Here is a 19137-nt window from a genome sequence, read left to right as displayed (position 1 = left end):
GTTGAAAATGTTATTTTACTCATGTTGTCCTCTTTTCCCCATATCTTGAAACTTAAGTATATAAAAAAATACCTGTAGTTTAAACACTCTTTTTCAAGTGTCCTAACTACAGGTACCATTTTAGTTGGAATCCCCTACTTCAACTCTTTTTCCATCACTACATATAAACGACCACCTTTTTCAAATCGATCGTCCGTTTTATTTAAACCAAATTTTTTATAGAAAGTTGATTTATTTTCCCTAGCATTACACCATATTTTCCCCACACCGTGTTGCTTTGCTTCCTTGAACACAAACTCTAATAACTTCGTGCCAAATCCTTTCCCTTGCTCTTGTTGTTGTGTCGCAAATTTTCGAAACTGACAGGTGTTCCCATTTATAAACAAAGATACAACGGAAACAAGCGTGTCTTCCTTAAATAGACCGTAATGGATTCCAATCTCGTCATCTTGAACTTTAATATAATCAAGTGGCTTATCAGGCCACATTACTTGATGGCGCAATGTCCATGCTTGTTCTTTGTTTATTTTCTTGATCTTTATTGTCATCATAAACTCCTTATCATTCTGGTTTTATGTTGGTCTTATAATCAAATACCTAACTATCCAGGTTATTGCTACTCTCACAATACTACCCTAAATTAATTAACGCCATCTATCAAAACTAAATCATAATAAACAAGTTATTATAAAGGAATAGCACTCTGATTAACATAGCATATCATCATCCTATCAAGTGGTAAATTGTATATCCTTGTAATCCCCTATATCAGCGACAAGTATTTCGTCATAAAAATTTCATGAATACTTAACACTTACTCTAACGCCGATAAAACCAAATAATTAGGGAAAACTTAAAAAGTGTCTATACAGCCGTATCCTACTTAAGAACGGAGGAAAGATCATGTCCTTAGACATGACGGAAAATCAACTTACACTTTTGGAAAGAAATTAACGTTTCAAGAATTAATGAATGAATTACAGCCATATGATATGATGCAACAATACCATCACATTCCTGCGAAACATCGAAATAAATTTCTACTTTATTTATCAATTGAACAACTCAAAGATTTAATGCAAGAACTAGATAAAGAAGATCAGTTAGATGTATTACCTAAGTTGGGTATTGAAAAGTCTACACAAGTATTTGACCTAATGGAAAATGATGAATTAGCATCCTTACTTTCGGACTTAGAACCTGAAAAAATAGAAGAACTTGTATCAGAAATGAAAGAAGAAGAATCACAAGTCGTCCAACATTTAATGAAATATCCTCCAGAAACAGCGGGTAGAGTTATGAATAATCGCTTTGTGTGGATTCCAAAGCATTATACCGTTCGTGAAGCAGTTGATAAATTAAAAGACTTTGCAGAATTAGCGGAGTATTTGAACTATCTCTATGTAATTGATGAACAGAAAAAACTGGTCGGTGTTATTTCCTATAAAGATCTAATATTAGCAGATTTACAAGATAAAGTGGAAGAAATTATGTACACTAGAGTGGTAAAAGCTGATGTACATACAGATCAAGAAGAAGTTGCCAAATTAATCAGTCGGTATGATTTTGTATCCTTACCTATTATTAAAGAAGATGAAACATTAGTTGGTGTCATTACCGTTGATGACGTTATTGATATTGTTATGCAAGAAGCAAATGAAGACATTGAAAAACTGTCCGCCTCAGGTAAAGCGATTGACTTTAATACGCCGTCAATAGTTGCCGCTTACCGTCGTCTACCATGGTTGATTTTATTATTGTTTGTAGGATTGATTTCAGGCGGGATTATTAGTGGATTTGAAGAAACATTGGAAGCTGTTGTTGCACTAGCATTCTTTATGCCTATGATTGCTGGAATGACTGGAAACACTGGCACACAGTCACTTGCTGTTGTTGTCCGTGGATTAGTATCAGAAGACCTAACATTTAAACAAGTCATCAAACTCATTATACGTGAATTATGGGTAGGGATTATAATTGGTATTACGTGTGGTATATTAATTTCGATTATTGCCTATGTTTGGCGAGGAAGCTTTACTTTAGGCCTAGTTGTCGGTAGTTCACTTTTGATCACATTAATTATTGGGACATTAGCAGGAACGATCATTCCATTGATTTTATACAAATTTAAGGTGGACCCAGCTGTTGCTTCTGGACCACTTATTACAACAATCAATGATATATTATCACTGCTTATTTACTTTGGCATTGCCACTGCTTTTATTACAAGATTATAATTAAAACGAACGATCTCCTTAAAAACAAAGAAGTATCCAGCCATCAACACAGCGATGATGCCTGGATACTTCTTTTCAATTTATATGATCCGTGTTGTAACAATACCCTCAATTTGATTAATTTTCTTTTCTAAACTTGGCGTAATATCTCCATTAATCTCATCTTCAATATCCACCATTGTATAGGCGTATTCACCACGACTTCTGTTCACCATGTCCGCAATGTTTAAGTCGTAGTTGGATAAAGCTGACGTGATTTGTCCAACCATGTTCGGTACATTGCGATGGAATGCTGTCACACGACGTCTACCGGTATAAGGTAGGGATGCACTTGGAAAATTAACTGAGTTTACAATATTTCCAGTTTCTAAGAAATCCTTCACTTGACGCGCAGCCATCACCGCACAATTTTCTTCTGATTCTTTTGTCGATGCTCCTAAGTGTGGAATTGGTATAGCATTTTTCATTTTTAACACATTTTCATTAGGAAAATCGGTAATATATTTCCCAACTTTTCCACTTTCAAGCGCCTCAGCCATATCCGCTTCATTTACTAGTTCTCCCCGTGAGAAGTTCAAAATATGGACACCAGACTTCATCAAATTAAAGGATTCTTCATTGAACATGCCACCTGTCTCATCAGTGTAAGGAACATGCACCGTGATATAATCCGCTGTCGCAAATAACTCCTCGATTGAATTAGCACGTTGTACATTACGAGATAAATTCCACGCTGTATTAACAGAAATGAATGGGTCAAAACCAATTACATCCATATCTAATGCTAGCGCATCATTAGCTACTAATGCACCGATTGCACCTAGTCCTATCACACCTAATGTTTTGCCCTTGATCTCTTTTCCAACAAATTGTTTCTTGCCTGATTCAACTAGTTTACCAACCTGTTCCCCTTCCCCTTCTAACGTTTTCGCCCAAGCAATCCCATCAAATACATTTCGGGACGAAGCCATTAGCGAGGTGAGCACCATTTCTTTTACGGCATTTGCATTGGCACCAGGTGTATTGAACACTACAATTCCTTGCTCGGTACATTGTTCAACAGGAATATTGTTCACCCCTGCACCTGCTCTAGCAATTGCTTTTAAATTATTACCAAATTCCATTGAATGCATATTATAACTACGTGCAACAATCGCATCAGGATTTTCATGTTCGTCATCAATTAAATAATCCTCATTAAATACATTTAATCCTCTTTCCGCAATATTATTTAACGGTTTAATCTTCTTTTGTTTTTCTGCTGTAACGGTACTCATGAAACCATTTCCTCCTTCAAGTTATAATTTAGAATTTCACTGACCCCATTCTTATTCATCCACGCGTAATAGCAAATGAACTGTTTTGATAACGCCCCCTTATATAACAGAAAAAGGCAAGGGATACTTCCCTTACCTCTGCCCAGGCGAACGGCTCCGACACTATGTGCTCCCTCGCGGTGATCCGCGTTCGCCAGTCACACATAGTTTTGTCGTTTTATTTTAACATAAAGTACTCCGCAATTAGATTACTATTTTCTTCAATTGATTACATGGTTAATATAGCAAATCATTTCTGAATATTCAATAAAAAACGTCAAATTTTTAATAAAATTATTTGAGTTTATACCAAGCGGTTATAGGATGACCGTGTGATCAATCGGACAAAAAAACAAATGAGACTTACAAGTACAATCCGAAGAACCAAAACCAGAACATGGCATGGAAGCATTGTTTTGTTGGTAAAGTCTCTGGAATAATCGACATTCCTCTTCGTTTCCTGCATATGTCTGTACTTCTTTTATTTCAAGATAAGATCGTAAATAATCATAGTGCCAATGAAGTTTCTTGTCAATCTTCAGATGTCGCTCGACTCTTTTTTGTAGATAGCGTTTCGCACTACCGACATAGACATATGTTCCTGTAAGAAAAGTAAATGAACCAAGTTTTCCAATCGTTATCGTTTGATCTTCAGGCATGTTCGCCTTAATCGCATAAAGTGTTGCATTTGATTGGTAAGTTATGAATGGTTTCATTGTACCTTCCTTTCTTATCACGGTACTTAAAGTCTATCACCGCTTTGCACTGTTTACCATACTTTTTTAAAATATTAGTAAAGGGACAAGATATCTCTTGTCCCTAGTAACTTAATAGATTAAATATTGTTTGCGCACTTGATTAAATGTTGCCAATTCCTCTTGCCATTGTGACTTTATTTCTTCAACTGACTGCCCCTCTACAATTGCTTCACGCACCCAACCATTTCCAATTAAATTATCGAAAAAGGAACGAAACTCCATCTCTTCTGGATACCTATCATGCATGGTCTTTACAATATGCAACCCTGTTTCAACTGGTTGAAATACTTCTTTATCTGTTACATGAATTTGGATCCCATGATTTAACTCTCCAGCATTTTTCGAGAAGGTTGGTGTGAATGATGCTGCCCGAAACAGGACCCCAGGTAATTCTAGTTCATTCAAGGTTTCAGCAAACTCCGTACTATTTATAAATGCGGCACCTAACAACTCAAACGGTTGTGTCGTACCACGGCCTTCGGAAACATTTGACGTGCCTTCGATCAATGCTGCACCAGGATATACCAGCGCGGTATCAACAGTTGGCATATTTGGTGATGGTGCAACAAAATCTAATGGTGTATCATCATAATACATATTACGCTCCCAACCATTCATCTCGACAACGGTTAAGTCTACCCCAATCGCGAACTCTTCATTAAAAAACTTAGCTAGTTCCCCAACCGTCATCCCATGTCGAAGTGGAATTGGATAATTACCAACAAAAGATGTATAGTCAGGATCCAATACAGGACCTTCTACTTTCTCACCACCAAGTGGATTGGGACGATCTAATACGATAAATGGAATATCATTCTCCTCGGCAGCCTCCATCGTATACGCCATCGTGTAAATGTACGTATAGAAGCGCGTACCGACATCTTGGATATCAAATAAAAGTACGTCGATGTCTTCTAACATTTCAGTTGTTGGTTTTCTCGTCTCTCCATATAAACTATATACAGGTAATCCTGTTTGTTCATCTGTATAATATTCTACATATTCACCTGCCTGCGCACTTCCTCGCACCCCATGTTCAGGGCCATACAGTGCGGTTAAATCTACATCTGGATCTTCATGCAATAAATCAACAATACTAGTAAGCTCTTGGTCGACACCAGTTGGATTAGTAATTAGTCCCACTTTTTTCCCTTCAATTAAATCCTTATGATCCGTTAATAACGCTTCGACGCCCAATTGAAAATCATGTGGATTTCCTTCCCCTTTTTCATGACCATATTGATGGCCATTGCCATTCCCCATAGCAAATACTGCTGAAAAAGAGGTTAAAACCATTACAAGTACCAATAAGCTAATAAGCCATTTTCTCATTATGTTACTCCTCTCCCCAATATAAACCGTTAATAACGTAATCCATGGCCAAATTCATATAATCCTGGTATCGATACTGGCAATTTACCTGTTGGTTGGTTATTGCCGAAAATGGTTGCTGCTGTAGCATCAAAGCTTGCCGTTCTAAATCCATACTGTGCAAGATAGGCATCTACTTCTGGATAAGCTACAACATCATAAGGATTACGGATTCCAATACCAATTACTGGTGTATCCGTTTCCTCTGTTATTTGATTGACCATCCGCATTTGGTCACTCGTTTCCGATCGACCGGCCACGTTATAGGTATACGTACCAACTATTACTGCTTCTGCTTGTTCAAGCAATGCAAGTTGAGCAGCAGACATTGTAGATGCTTGATTAATATATTCGGTATTTTGGTGCTGTGCTGCTACTGATTGATACAAACCAGAACTATTACTTCCACCCACTACAACAATTTTATCTTCTTCCTCAACTTGCAATGGAAGTGTGTCATCATTTTTTACTAATGTGATCGACCGTTCTGCTGCGTCTTTTTCTACTTGTTGATGCGCTTGGGAACCAACGACTTCTTCAGCATTTTCAAGTTTTTGTTCGATCGATTGTGGGCTTTCTTCTTTTATTATGCCACGTGCTACTTTTAAGCTTAAAATTCTTTCGACAGATTGTTCAATCCGTTGTTCGGAGATTTCTCCCGTTTTCACAGCATCTACAAGTCCCTCAGCTACATCAGCTAACCCGACAGGCATCAACACAATATCGGTCCCTGCTTTAACGGCACGTATCGCCGCATCAACTGGCCCAAAATGGTCCGCAATAGCATTCATATTTAGTGCGTCTGTAATAATGATGCCGTCATACTTCATTTCTTCACGCATTAAACCAGTTAACACCTTGTGAGATAGTGTTGCAGGAAGTGAGATTTCTGTTCCATCTTTTTGAGAAATTACTTTTGTATCGTCAATATTTGGAAATGTCACATGGGCTGTCATTACCGCATCAATTCCAGCATCCATTGCTTGTTGGAATGGTGCTAATTCTACTTCTAATAATCTTTCCTTATTATGTGGAACTTCCGGTAAACCTAAATGGGAATCAACCGCTGTATCCCCATGCCCTGGAAAATGTTTAGCCGTTGCTGCAACACCAGTTTGTTGCAATCCATTAATGTATGCTACTCCCATATCACCGACTAACTGTGGATCACTACCAAAGGAACGTACTCCAATAACAGGATTATCAGGATTATTATTGACATCAAGGACGGGTGCCAAGTTCATATTAATCCCTAAGCTTTCAAGTTCCTCTCCGATTGCCTCTGCTACATTCTGAGAAACCTTCGTTGATCCTGTAGCACCGATAGCCATGTTGCCAGGCATATCTGTACCAGATTGTAGACGGGTAACAATTCCACCTTCTTGATCAATTGTTACGAACAAGCCTAACTTTTCTGCTGCATCTTGATAAGCAGATACTAGCTTTGCTGTTTGTTCTGTTGTCACCACGTTTTCTCTAAAGAGAATCACTCCACCAAGATGATAGTCTTTAACTATTTGCTCCATTTCAGGGAGCATTTCTGTTACATCTTCCCCATCCCAAGTTCGGAAATCAGGCATTAACATTTGGCCTATCTTTTCTTCAATCGTCATTTGTTCGATCGCCTTGGAAATAATGTCATATCGATCGCCTGTTTCTTTTACTACAGTTACTTTTGATTCGGATTTCCCTTTTGATTGGTTTGCATTTGTTGGGTCTACTTTATAATCTAAGGCAATTCGGTCACTAAATTCACCATCCGAAACCGTTATAAATGTGCGACCATTTTTCCCTGTAAAGGTAACCTTTCCTTCATCATTAACGGTTGCCACATTCTGGTTAGAGGACTCCCATTTAAGATTATCTGAAATATATAAGAATTGACCTTGTTCATATACGTGAAGTGCTTGTAAGTGTACCTGCTTATTCGTTATTTGAGGTTCGGCCTGAGGAATGTTTTGATAAATTAGTAAATCTGATACAGCAGGTTCATCTTCTTGTGCATTTGTACCTATACTTGTTGAAACAACAAGTAATAATATTAATAAAAGCACAATAAGAAAAGCGTTTAAACTAATTTTAGTTTCTTTGGTCATGAAATACCTCCTTAAAACCATTATTTTGTCCTTCTGATTAAATCTGATTTACTAAATTTTCTAGCTATGAAGATGCCTTCTAACGATATGTAGAATTAGTGGGAACAGTTGAAGTTTTTAGAGGTACTCGCATTAGGATGCTTAATTAACCAGACTTAACCACCGTCTTACTTGATTTGATTAATTGTATAAGTTTTAACTCCCACCTCCCTAAAACCTGCTTCAATTAAGTGCATCTCCATCTTACCTTTTTACAATTATAGATGTCTATACCACTTTTGAATGATACTCTATACGAGTTTCAACAAAATGTAACAAAACGAGCCGTCCTTAATAGGTCTATCGATGGAATACAAAAGAAACACTTCTATTAAGTGGAAAATGGCGGTAACATTCAAATATTATGCTACAAAAAAGACTACTATTAGTATGACCTAATAGTAGTCTTAATATAATGGAGCCTAGCGGGATCGAACCGCTGACCTCCTGCGTGCTTTAACCTTTCCTTGATAAGTGTCTGAATAACAACCGTTTGGTTAATAATTGACCAGCCTCTACCGTCTTATCCCCACCACCATGGGCAAATGATTCTGTTCCTTCGGTTACAAACAAAGAAATGCTAATTTTGATGCATAAACTTCAAACTATTACACCAAAAACAGCACCCGTTTGAAAACGCAATCAACATTTACTTATAGGCTATCTTTTCCAAAGTGTCTTTTTCTCCCCCTAAAAAACCACGTCATATTTTCTTACACAGGATATGACAGTAAAGAAAATACCATGATATTCTTACACAGATTGTATATATGGTACTTACTACAACTGGTGGAGGTTTTATAGCATGCAAAAACAAAAGCTCATTGTTATTGGAAATGGTATGGCTGGGCTACGCTGTATAGAAAATATTTTAAAAGAAGACAACTCCATCTACGACATTACTATTTTTGGCAGTGAACCGCATGTGAACTATAGTAGAATCATGCTATCTTCCGTACTTCAAGGCGGTACAACATTTGATGATATAACAATAAATCATCTGGAATGGTATCAGGCGAACAACATTCGTCTTTATACGGGTGAAACTGTTATCGAAATAGACAAAAACAAAAAGCTTATCAAAACAGATAAAGAAAGGGAAGTCCCTTATGATAAATTAATTCTTGCAACCGGATCACACCCGTTTATGCTACCGCTCCCAGGTGCTGAAAAAGAAGGCATTGTTTCGTTTCGGACGATCGAAGATTGCCAAAGAATGATGGAAACAGCAAAGCACTACAAAAAAGCAGTCGTAATCGGCGGAGGGCTACTTGGATTGGAGGCTGCAAGAGGCTTACTCAATTTAGGAATGAAGGTTGATGTTGTACATAATTCAGATCGCTTAATGAACAAGCAGCTTGACCAAACAGCAGCACACATGCTGCAAGAGGAGCTAGAAGCACAAGGTATGAATTTTTTATTAGAAAAAGATACCGAAAGAATTGTTGGAAATACCCGCGTTGAAGGACTTCAATTCAATGACGGAACTCATACCAAGGCAGACTTAGTCGTCATGGCCGTTGGAGTGAGGCCAAACATCACCTTAGCCAAACAAGCTGGCATTGAAACAAACCGTGGTATTCTTGTAGACGATTACTTACAAACACAAGCTCAAAATATTTATGCGGTCGGGGAATGTGCAGAGCATAACGGCATAGTATACGGGCTTGTGAAACCACTCTATCAACAAGGCGCTGTTCTTGCTCGCCATCTTTGCAAAAAAAACACCAAAGGTTACCAAGGTTCTATTCTGTCTACTCAACTAAAAATATCAGGAGTTGATGTGTTCTCTGTTGGACAATTAACAACCGATGAAACTACTAAATCTATCTATTTCCATGATGAAATAGCCTCAACCTACAAAAAAGTATTTTTTCGAGACGACAAAGCAGTCGGGGCGGTCTTATTTGGTGACACAAAAGAAGGACCAAGACTGTTAGACATCATTATGAAGCAAAAATTTGTCCCTGATCAGGAGAAAGCTGACCTACTAAGGCCAACAGACCCAGCAGATTCATACGTTGCAACTTTACCCAAAAAAGAATTCATTTGTACATGTAACAGTGTTTCAAAAGGAGCGATCATCGATAACGTTCTAGCGCATAATCTATCCAGTGTCAATGATGTCAAAGCATGTACAAAAGCATCTAGTTCTTGTGGTGGCTGTAAACCCGCTGTTCGTGAACTATTGGACTACATATCTAGTGATCACTTTAACGAAACTACAGAAAACAAAAGTTTTTGTTCTTGTACAACGTTAACAGAAGATGAAATTGTAACAGAAATTCAGACGAGAAACCTTGCCAGCGTACACGAAATTACAGAAGCACTTGGTTGGATAAATAAAGAAGGCTGTACGACTTGTCGTCCTGCTTTAGAATATTATCTTGGAATGATTTATCCAGAATATGAGCAAAATCAAGAAACACTCTATTTAAATGATAAGATGAATGCGATCGTTCGTAATGACGGCACATATTCAATTGTGCCACAACTGTACGGCGGTATCGTACAAACAAATCAGTTACGAAAAATTGCAGATGTTGCCGATAAATATGGTCTCCCAACCCTAGCAATAACAAGTGACCAGCGTATTCACTTAAAAGGGATCAGACAAGAAGATCTGTCATCGGTTTGGTCTGATCTGAATATGCGACTCCATTCCACAACAGCAAACACTGTTCAAAGTATCAAAACAAGCAATGGGGATTATTTATGTGAATGCAATAAAGAACTAGCTTCCCAAATGGCATACGATTTGGAAAAAAGAACTGAATTTCTAAAAACCCCCTACCGCATTCGCATGGGGGTCTCAGCCTGTATGCATAATGGCGCCGGTTCAACAACAAAAGATATTGGACTTATGAAGGTGAATCGTGGCTGGGAAATTTATGTCGGGGGAAGTAGTGGTCGTAATGCTCGTTCTGGTGAATTACTAACTGTAGCTACTACGAAAGAAGAAGCAATCCAACTATCGATAGGTTTTATTCAATATTACCGGCAATCAGCTAATTACTTGGAGCGCACATGGCAATGGATGGAACGCGTTAGTTTAGTACACATCCGAGAAGTACTGTTTGACCAAGACCTTCTCCAGTTTTTAATAGAAAAACTAAAGACAGATCAAGCTCAACGAAAGCGTCTATTAGTGAGAAAATAGCCTAACATCCCAAATATCATGTAATTCCCGTACACAACTAGGAGCTACTTTTACATGTTGTTGATCATTCTACGGACAAGTGAGGGCACTCCCCATGTGGTGGGGGCATGGGTTTGCGTGAAAGCAATTTGTCCCAATGGCAATGGAACCCCGTCTTTTATAAAGTGAAACTCCCATCAGTGGGGTTTTCTTCATCCCCACTGATGGTCAGTCCGAACGAATGGACCTTTACAGGCAGTTGATCCCCCACTTATCTTTTTCGGTTCCCCTTAAATCTTGAAGTAGGGGCTTACTGCCTGTTAAGGCTGAATAAATTTCAACAACATTTTTTAACAGTAGCCAAAAATTTATAGAGCAAAGGATGAGACATTTTGACAGAGCTAATGTTGAAATATTTTCGCGATAAACAACAAAAGGTGCAAGCAGAGAAAGTGTATGATTCCCAATGTCCATATTGCAGTATGCAATGTAAAATGCAACTGATAGAACAGACAGTTGTTTCAAGAAAAAAGTATAAAACGATCGGTAAAGATAACCCCACTTCAGAAGGTCGACTTTGTATTAAAGGCATGAACGCCCATCAGCATGCCCTGCACCAAGGCAGACTAAAGCAACCACTATTGAAGGTAGATGGAGAATTCGTACCTGTCTCCTGGGACGTAGCTCTAGAGACAATTAGAGATAATTTTTTAAAAATTCAAACACATGACGGGCTCGATGCTCTGTCTGTTTACGGTAGTGCTTCGATTACAAATGAAGAAGCTTATCTTCTAGGGAAATTTGCACGTGTAGCACTACAAACCAAGCATATTGATTACAATGGCAGATTATGTATGGGGGCAGCTGCAACAGGAGCTAACCTTACCTTCGGGATGGATCGTGGATTTACAAATACGATAAAAGAAATTCCACATACTCGTTGTATTATTCTTGCTGGTACAAATATAGCGGAATGCCAGCCGACGATCATGCCTTATTTTGAACGAGCAAAAGAAAACGGAGCTTACATCATTGCAATTGACCCACGAGAGACTGCTACTACTAAAATAGCAGACTTGCATATAAAAAATAAACCTGGATCCGATCCCGCTCTTGCAAATGGACTATTAAAAGTAATTACGGACAAAAATCTACTAGACAAACACTTTATAAACGAAAGAACCAATGGCTTTGAGGAAGTACAGCAACACGTCACTTCCATGAACTTAGAGGATATCGCTATAACAACAGGAGTCACCACTAGCGAGATCGTACAAGCGGCAACTGTATTTGGCCAAGAACCCTCAGGAATGATTTTCACTGCCAGAGGAATCGAACAACAAATAGACGGCACAGACACTGTTCGAGGATTTTTGAATCTTCTCCTTGCGACAGGAAAAATAGGAAAACCCTATTCAGGTTATGGAGCTGTTACCGGTCAAGGCAATGGACAAGGAGCTAGAGAACATGGTCAAAAAGCAGACCAGTTACCAGGTTACCGTTCGATCGAAAACCCTGAGCATCGATCCTTCATCTCTGATGTTTGGGGCATAGACGAACAGGACTTACCAAGAAAAGGGGTTTCTGCATATGAAATGTTTGAAAAGGTCGATGAAGGACTGATTACTGGCATGTTTGTGATGTGCTCAAACCCGGTCGTCTCCAATCCAAATGCTAATTTCGTCAAAAAGGCATTAAAAAAACTTAAATTCTTAGTTGCTGTAGACATGTTCTTATCAGAAACTGCCAAACTAGCAGACCTCGTCCTCCCTTCTTCTTCTTACTTAGAAGACGAAGGTACGATGACGAATGTAGAAGGTCGCGTCATGTTAAGAGAAGCGAGCTTTCCTCTACCTGGGGAGGTAAAACATGACTGGCAAATTCTTTGTGAAATTAGCAAAAAACTCGGAAAAGAACACTATTTTCCATACCAATCTGCTGAAGAAATATTTGAGGAGCTTCGGATCGCAAGTCGCGGTGGAAAAGCAGATTACTTCGGCATTACATATGATCGATTACGAAAAGAACAAGGCATCCTATGGCCTTGTCCTAGTCCTAACGACACTGGTACCGAAAGATTATTCGAAACTTCTTTTGCTCATGAAGATAAAAAGGCTAAAATGGCGGTTGTAGCGAGCCAACCGAATACACCAAAACCAACAACTAGTACAGAATTTCCTTTACTACTTACAACAGGACGTGTCATGGCACATTATTTAACTGGAGAACAAACGAGAAAAAGTCCATCCTTAGCAGCAAGAGATTTCGAAGCTTTCATGGAAATACACCCTGACACAGCTTTGATGTATGGACTAAAGGAAAATGCACTTGTCAACATAGAGTCTACCAAAGGATCAATTGTTGTTAGAAGTAGATGGTCGTCCACAATTCGTAAAGACACTATTTTTGTCCCCTTCCACTGGACAGAAACCCAAAATGTTAACCGGTTAGTCGCAGATCAATTGGATCCCTATTGCCGGATGCCTGGGTTTAAGGTCAGTGCTGTAAGGGTTAGTGCTCATAATTAGTGAATTAGAGTTTAAACTAGTTACTTTTTTCAAAAATAATTCATTGGAGGACTCTAGACATGAATGAAGTCGAAAATTACCAAGGCAATAAACAAATTCTTATGCTTTCAACGATCGCTTTTTTTGTAAGTGTGATGGTCTGGTTTAATATGGCCCCCTTCAATTCTACGATCATGGAACAACTCGCAATTACAGAAGACCAGATGGGTGTCTTAATGATTGTCAACCTTGCATTAGCTATTCCAGGAAGAATTGCAATGGGGCGTCTAGTTGATCGGTATGGTCCAAGGAAAGTCTTTACTCTATTACTAGTCGTTTTGAGCATTCCATGTTTTATCTTTGCTTTAGGAACGACATATTGGCAGCTACTTATCTCGCGATTATTTCTCGGAACGATAGGCGCAAGCTTTGTTATTGGTATTCGGATGGTTTCCGAATGGTTTCCAGCAAGTCAGAGTGGATTTGCTCAAGGAATATACGCAGGTTGGGGGAACTTTGGTTCTGCATTTGCAGCCTTTACTTTACCTACATTAGCTCTACTATTCGGCGGGGAACATGGTTGGAGATACGCAATCGCATTAACCGGTGTAATTGCTTTAGTCTACGCTCTTATTTATTACCGAAATGCAAAAGATACACCGGATTGGAAAACATTTCAACGATCAAAATCAACTGGAGGCTTAGATGCTACTAGTTTATCTGATTTAATTCTTTTAATGCTTACTTCCTTCCCTATTTATGGAGGGTTAGGCGTGCTCGTATGGTCCCTTCAATCCACTTCGGTTTTACCCATCAATTTCGCTATTATTATCTATTGTGCCTTAGCACTGCTTTATATCGTTAATATGGGGAAAATGTGGAAAAGGAATCGCGATTATTTAAAAACTGATATTCCTAAAAATGAAAAGTATTCCATGAAACAAGTAAGTATATTGAGTTTTGCTTACTTTACGACATTTGGTGCAGAACTTGCAGTTATTTCAATGTTGCCTATGTTTTTTCAAAGTACATTTACACTAGGAGCCGTAGCTGCAGGTATGATTGCTAGCAGCTTTGCTTTTACGAACTTAGTGGCACGCCCCGCAGGAGGATGGCTAAGCGACAAATTTGGTCGCAAAAAAATGTTGGTATCGTTATTATTAATCCTATCAATTCTTTATCTTTGTATGTCTTTCTTATCAGAAAGCTGGCCGATCATTCTTGCTGTAGTGTTAACGATGAGTTGTTCCATGATTGGTCAGGCTGCTTCTGGTTCTGTGTTCTCGATGGTATCATTCGTTAAGAAAAATCGTACCGGACAAATAGCAGGAATGGTCGGTGCCTATGGGAATATTGGTTCAGTTTGTTTTCTTGCTATCTTAAATCTATTTTATCCAACGATATTTTTTATTGCGATTGGTATAGGTGCTTTCCTGTGTTGTATTGCATCTTCCTTTTTCATTCAGGAGCCTGATGTGAAAGTAAAAGAAAGAACCTCTATTAAAAAACCGTCAACAAAACAACAAACAGTTATCCAATAAAACCGAATCAGGAGCTTTAATTTACGTAAACAAAAAAGAAGACTTGGAGATCCCTAACAGTTCCGTTAGGGTGCACTCCTCTTGATACGCATAGAGAATCATACTGTTATGCTCACAAAAATCACAAGGCCACAATCATTATTGTAGCCTTGTGATTTTTTATGTTTTTCTCTATGTTTACTTCAAATTATTTTGTGTGGACAATTTATGTAATCTCATCTGGAGATTCTTTATAATAACTCCAGCCTTCCACAAAAGAAAAAGAAGTTACCACTTGTGACATCTAACCTATTCTCTTCAAATATCCCATGATCATCCGCAGCGTAAACACCACCATTTGTTGCTTAAACACTCTGGATCCACCTACAATGTACACACGAATCTTCTTCCTTTGCTTTTTCCAATGTAATATTTTGAGTGCTCCTATCTGTCCTGTGGAATCTGGATGGGTACCACCACAGCCATTGTAATCAAACTGATCAATGATAACGAGACGAATGTTCTCTGTAACAGAAAGTTTCTTCCTCAAATTGTAGTCTGAAAGTTCATCCTTTGTTACCCATTTGGTTTCAATCGAGCGATTCTCTTGGATTACAAGATTCACCCTTTGCTCTATAACACTTGCTTCTTCCCTAATAAGATTCTTAGTATCTAGATCAATTGAGCAAATGTCCTTTCCTAAATGAAAACTAACGGTTTTATAGCCAAATACGTCTTCAAATGTTGCAGATAACATATGCTGAGCCGCGTGTTGTTGCAAATGATCGTAGCCGTCGATCCCAATCAACGTCCTCTTCAGCAGGGGTATCTATACGTAGAGGCTCTTCTATGTAATGGCGAATTTCTCCTTCTATTTCCTCGACATCATAAATAGCGACACCATGTAACGTTCCCGTGTCATGAGGGTCCTGTTGGATAAAATGCAGTTGCCTCTAATACAGCATAGTGTCGCCCCTTTTCATCTATTTCCAGCTTATCAACGAAGAACTGTATGAATTAGAAGGTATTTCAAGAATCCACAAGCTTCCCTCGATGCGCCTCGGTGACAATGGGTGGAAGGTAAGAAATTTAAGGTTGAGGGATAAAAGCCCCACTGATGGAAGTTTTATTTTATTTCCTTGTTAGATATCCCTACAAGAAGATTGATAACTTCTTATGTATCTCGTAATTTAAATAACATAACCTTTGACAGCTAATTGGGAAGAATAATAATGAACTATCGATATTTTTATCGAAAACAATAGATTTGACAGTTGAAAATGTAGAGCAAGAGGAGGTCCATTTGCTGCAATTGTGGTGAATAAACAGGTGAAGTAGTTGGAGGCGGTACAAACAGAGTGACACAAGACCATGATCCAACCTCACATGCAGAAATTAAAGCGATACGACAAGCATGCGAGAATCTTAACCATTTCCAGCTAGATGATTGCATTTTATATACAAGTTGCGAACCTTTCCCTATGTGTTTAGGAGCTATTTATTGGGCTAGAGTTAAAGATATCTATTACGCAGCCGATCAACATATTGCTTGTAATGGAGGCTTTGATGATGCATTTATTTATGAAGAGATTCCTAAATCATATGAAGATAGAAAAATACCATTCTATTCCTTATCTTTAGAAAATCGTAGTGAACCCTTCGAAAAATGGAACAATCACGAAACAAAAGTAATTTATTAAATTAGTGGCTGCTTAAACCTCTGCATATTTATTATAGGAGTTCACGTTGTTTATTGCCCCCTTCCCTATATAACTATAACTCGCTCTTTCAGTTTTTACTAGCGGCTTATACTTCAACGTATAAAAAAAGCTACAATTACATATGCTTAATTGTAGCTTTTTAAGTGGATCCTAGCGGAATCGAACCGCTGACCGCCTGCTTGCAAAGCAGGCGGTCTCCCAGCTGAGCTAAGGCCCCAAATTAAATAATATGTATTGTGGCTGGGCTAGCTGGATTCGAACCAGCGCATGACGGTACCAAAAACCGTTACCTTACCGCTTGGCTATAGCCCAAAAACAAATGGCGGTCCGGACGGGACTCGAACCCGCGACCTCCTGCGTGACAGGCAGGCATTCTAACCAACTGAACTACCGGACCAGATTTTTTAACGATAGTTAAATAAATATCCTTAATGGATTTATGTTTAATTTAACGACGGTTAAAATTTATTGAAATGGTGGAGGATGCAGGGCTCGAACCTGCGACCCCTTGCTTGTAAGGCAAGTGCTCTCCCAGCTGAGCTAATCCTCCATAATAATGTGAGTTATTTTCACCTTTGTGAAAATAACTCTGATGACCCGTACGGGATTCGAACCCGTGTTACCGCCGTGAAAGGGCGGTGTCTTAACCACTTGACCAACGGGCCATAAATAATGGCGGAGAAGGAGGGATTTGAACCCTCGCGCCGCTTACACGACCTACACCCTTAGCAGGGGCGCCCCTTCAGCCACTTGGGTACTTCTCCTACAAAATTCAATTCAAACATTTCATTAACCAAGCTTACGCTAGGTTAATGGGCCTGAGTGGACTTGAACCACCGACCTCACGCTTATCAGGCGTGCGCGCTAACCAACTGAGCTACAGGCCCATAATAAATGAATGGAGCGGGTGAAGGGAATCGAACCCTCGACATCAGCTTGGAAGGCTGAGGTTTTACCACTAAACTACACCCGCACTTAATTTTGCTTAGGTCTTAATAATATACTCGATCAAAACATGCTCGTCACGTTGCAAGTATTTTCGGCGAAGCCTACGCTCTTCGCAACTCGCTGTTAATTCGATGAAGCTTTTGCTCGTGGCTGAGGTTTTACCACTAAACTACACCCACACGAAAAACAATATGGTGGAGGGAGTAGGACTCGAACCTACGAACCCGATGGGAGCGGATTTACAGTCCGCCGCGTTTGGCCAACTTCGCTATCCCTCCAAGTTTAAAAGATTACTAGAATATAAATTTTAAATTTAATGGCGGAGGAGGAGGGATTCGAACCCCCGCGAGCCGTGAAGCCCCTGGCGGTTTTCAAGACCGCTCCCTTCAGCCAGACTTGGGTACTCCTCCGTGTATTATTCATAATAATTTTATATGGTGCGGGTGGAGGGAGTCGAACCCCCACGTCCGAAGACACTAGATCCTAAGTCTAGCGCGTCTGCCAATTCCGCCACACCCGCTTGAGTGGTGAGCCATAGAGGATTCTGACGCCGTAGGCTAGTCCTTGTTTCCATTATAAGTTAATAAAAACAAGGAGAACCGTAGGTGAGAATCCATAACATAACTTCTTTGATGAGCCATGGAGGATTCGAACCTCCGACCCTCTGATTAAAAGTCAGATGCTCTACCAACTGAGCTAATGGCTCTTGATATATTAAATATACAATTCATTACCTTGCTATGTGTATATCTTATTCTTTGTATGAGGCTTATTCTATTGGTGCTTGTCACGTTGCAAGCTATTTCGGCGATGCTTACGCTCCTCGCAAAACCTACAATGATGTTATCCAAGAAGTTTACGGTTTCTCTACCAGTTGAGCTAGGCCGGCTTATATGGCGGTCCGGACGGGACTCGAACCCGCGACCTCCTGCGTGACAGGCAGGCATTCTAACCAACTGAACTACCGGACCAATTTTTTTATAACTATTGTTAAATAGATATCTTTAATGAATATACTCTATTCAACAACAGCTAAACTATGATTTAAATGGTGGAGGATGCAGGGCTCGAACCTGCGACCCCTTGCTTGTAAGGCAAGTGCTCTCCCAGCTGAGCTAATCCTCCATATCATTTAATTAAAAGTTATGAAGAATTATTTTCGCTTTAGCGAAAATAATTTAATGACCCGTACGGGATTCGAACCCGTGTTACCGCCGTGAAAGGGCGGTGTCTTAACCACTTGACCAACGGGCCAGTTGAAGAAGTTATACCTTCAAAACTAGATAAGAAAGGCTCAAGACATTCAAACATTTTAAATTCAAATATAGATAAGTCCTCGATCTATTAGTATCCGTCAACTACACGTGTCACCACGCTTCCACCTCGGACCTATCAACCTCATCGTCTCTGAGGGATCTTACTCATTTAAAATGATGGGAAGTCTCATCTAGAGGTGGGCTTCATGCTTAGATGCTTTCAGCACTT

11 protein-coding genes, 14 tRNA genes, 1 rRNA gene and 1 riboswitch are annotated in these 19137 nt (G+C 39.2%); of the genes, 5 read left to right on the top strand and 21 right to left on the bottom strand.

Annotated elements, in window-relative coordinates; genetic code table 11:
* Positions 1-134: 134 nt before the first annotated feature.
* On the bottom strand, positions 135-542 hold the full coding sequence (locus FCI53_RS20195; protein WP_138420794.1) for a GNAT family N-acetyltransferase: 408 nt from the start codon (positions 540-542) through the stop codon (positions 135-137).
* A gap of 426 nt (positions 543-968) precedes the next feature.
* On the opposite strand from FCI53_RS20195, the gene mgtE reads away from it, so the two are divergent.
* A complete protein-coding gene (gene mgtE / locus FCI53_RS20190) occupies positions 969-2237 on the top strand; it encodes a magnesium transporter (RefSeq protein WP_425457205.1) in 1269 nt (422 codons plus the stop codon).
* Positions 2238-2317: 80 nt separating this feature from the next.
* On the opposite strand, the gene FCI53_RS20185 is transcribed toward mgtE, so the two are convergent.
* The 4 genes from FCI53_RS20185 to FCI53_RS20170 form a co-directional block, all read right to left on the bottom strand.
* A complete protein-coding gene (locus tag FCI53_RS20185; protein WP_138420793.1) occupies positions 2318-3514 on the bottom strand; it encodes a phosphoglycerate dehydrogenase in 1197 nt (398 codons plus the stop codon).
* Positions 3515-3647: 133 nt separating this feature from the next.
* Positions 3648-3725, bottom strand: a riboswitch (ZMP/ZTP riboswitch).
* Between the two features lie 145 nt (positions 3726-3870).
* On the bottom strand, positions 3871-4269 hold the full coding sequence (locus tag FCI53_RS20180) for a GIY-YIG nuclease family protein (RefSeq protein ID WP_138420792.1): 399 nt from the start codon (positions 4267-4269) through the stop codon (positions 3871-3873).
* A 111-nt stretch (positions 4270-4380) separates the two neighbouring features.
* Positions 4381-5643, bottom strand: a complete 1263-nt coding sequence (locus tag FCI53_RS20175; RefSeq protein ID WP_138420791.1) for an exo-beta-N-acetylmuramidase NamZ family protein — start codon at positions 5641-5643, stop codon at positions 4381-4383.
* Positions 5644-5672: 29 nt separating this feature from the next.
* Positions 5673-7778 carry a glycoside hydrolase family 3 protein gene (locus tag FCI53_RS20170; protein WP_138420790.1) on the bottom strand — a complete coding sequence of 702 codons (2106 nt, stop codon included), beginning with the start codon at positions 7776-7778 and terminating at the stop codon, positions 5673-5675.
* Positions 7779-8622: 844 nt separating this feature from the next.
* On the opposite strand from FCI53_RS20170, the gene nirB reads away from it, so the two are divergent.
* The 3 genes from nirB to FCI53_RS20155 all read left to right on the top strand — a co-directional run bounded on the left by nirB (position 8623) and on the right by FCI53_RS20155 (position 15004).
* Positions 8623-10977 (top strand): nitrite reductase large subunit NirB, encoded by a 2355-nt coding sequence (gene nirB, locus FCI53_RS20165; RefSeq protein WP_138420789.1) that lies wholly within the window; start codon positions 8623-8625, stop codon positions 10975-10977.
* A 371-nt stretch (positions 10978-11348) separates the two neighbouring features.
* Entirely contained in the window at positions 11349-13484 is a 2136-nt protein-coding gene (gene nasC, locus FCI53_RS20160; protein ID WP_138420788.1) for an assimilatory nitrate reductase catalytic subunit NasC, read from the top strand.
* A gap of 59 nt (positions 13485-13543) precedes the next feature.
* On the top strand, positions 13544-15004 hold the full coding sequence (locus tag FCI53_RS20155) for a NarK family nitrate/nitrite MFS transporter (RefSeq protein WP_138420787.1): 1461 nt from the start codon (positions 13544-13546) through the stop codon (positions 15002-15004).
* Between the two features lie 283 nt (positions 15005-15287).
* On the opposite strand, the gene FCI53_RS20150 is transcribed toward FCI53_RS20155, so the two are convergent.
* A complete protein-coding gene (locus FCI53_RS20150; RefSeq protein ID WP_246050169.1) occupies positions 15288-15791 on the bottom strand; it encodes an alanyl-tRNA editing protein in 504 nt (167 codons plus the stop codon).
* Positions 15792-16341: 550 nt separating this feature from the next.
* On the opposite strand from FCI53_RS20150, the gene FCI53_RS20145 reads away from it, so the two are divergent.
* Positions 16342-16683 (top strand): nucleoside deaminase, encoded by a 342-nt coding sequence (locus tag FCI53_RS20145; RefSeq protein ID WP_425457203.1) that lies wholly within the window; start codon positions 16342-16344, stop codon positions 16681-16683.
* 258 nt (positions 16684-16941) lie between these two features.
* Here the strand turns inward: FCI53_RS20145 and FCI53_RS20135 are convergent.
* The 15 genes from FCI53_RS20135 to FCI53_RS20065 all read right to left on the bottom strand — a co-directional run.
* Positions 16942-17016: transfer RNA gene (locus tag FCI53_RS20135), tRNA-Gln, on the bottom strand.
* Positions 17017-17024: 8 nt separating this feature from the next.
* Positions 17025-17101: transfer RNA gene (locus FCI53_RS20130), tRNA-Asp, on the bottom strand.
* 77 nt (positions 17102-17178) lie between these two features.
* Positions 17179-17254: transfer RNA gene (locus FCI53_RS20125), tRNA-Val, on the bottom strand.
* A 43-nt stretch (positions 17255-17297) separates the two neighbouring features.
* Positions 17298-17369, bottom strand: a tRNA-Glu gene (locus tag FCI53_RS20120).
* Between the two features lie 8 nt (positions 17370-17377).
* Positions 17378-17468: transfer RNA gene (locus FCI53_RS20115), tRNA-Ser, on the bottom strand.
* Between the two features lie 49 nt (positions 17469-17517).
* Positions 17518-17591: transfer RNA gene (locus FCI53_RS20110), tRNA-Ile, on the bottom strand.
* Between the two features lie 12 nt (positions 17592-17603).
* Positions 17604-17677, bottom strand: a tRNA-Gly gene (locus tag FCI53_RS20105).
* A 167-nt stretch (positions 17678-17844) separates the two neighbouring features.
* Positions 17845-17930: transfer RNA gene (locus tag FCI53_RS20100), tRNA-Tyr, on the bottom strand.
* Between the two features lie 39 nt (positions 17931-17969).
* A tRNA-Ser gene (locus FCI53_RS20095) sits at positions 17970-18062 on the bottom strand.
* Between the two features lie 25 nt (positions 18063-18087).
* Positions 18088-18172 (bottom strand) — tRNA-Leu (locus FCI53_RS20090).
* 113 nt (positions 18173-18285) lie between these two features.
* Positions 18286-18358 (bottom strand) — tRNA-Lys (locus FCI53_RS20085).
* Between the two features lie 188 nt (positions 18359-18546).
* Positions 18547-18623 (bottom strand) — tRNA-Asp (locus tag FCI53_RS20080).
* 78 nt (positions 18624-18701) lie between these two features.
* A tRNA-Val gene (locus FCI53_RS20075) sits at positions 18702-18777 on the bottom strand.
* A 57-nt stretch (positions 18778-18834) separates the two neighbouring features.
* A tRNA-Glu gene (locus FCI53_RS20070) sits at positions 18835-18906 on the bottom strand.
* A gap of 70 nt (positions 18907-18976) precedes the next feature.
* Positions 18977-19137, bottom strand: a 23S ribosomal RNA gene (locus tag FCI53_RS20065); the annotation flags it as partial.

Source organism: Aquibacillus sediminis (assembly GCF_005870085.1).
GTDB classification, from domain to species: Bacteria; Bacillota; Bacilli; order Bacillales; family Amphibacillaceae; genus Aquibacillus_E; species Aquibacillus_E sediminis.
The sequence above is the reverse complement of the archived record's forward strand: the minus strand, read 5'-3'. Positions and strand labels throughout refer to the sequence as shown.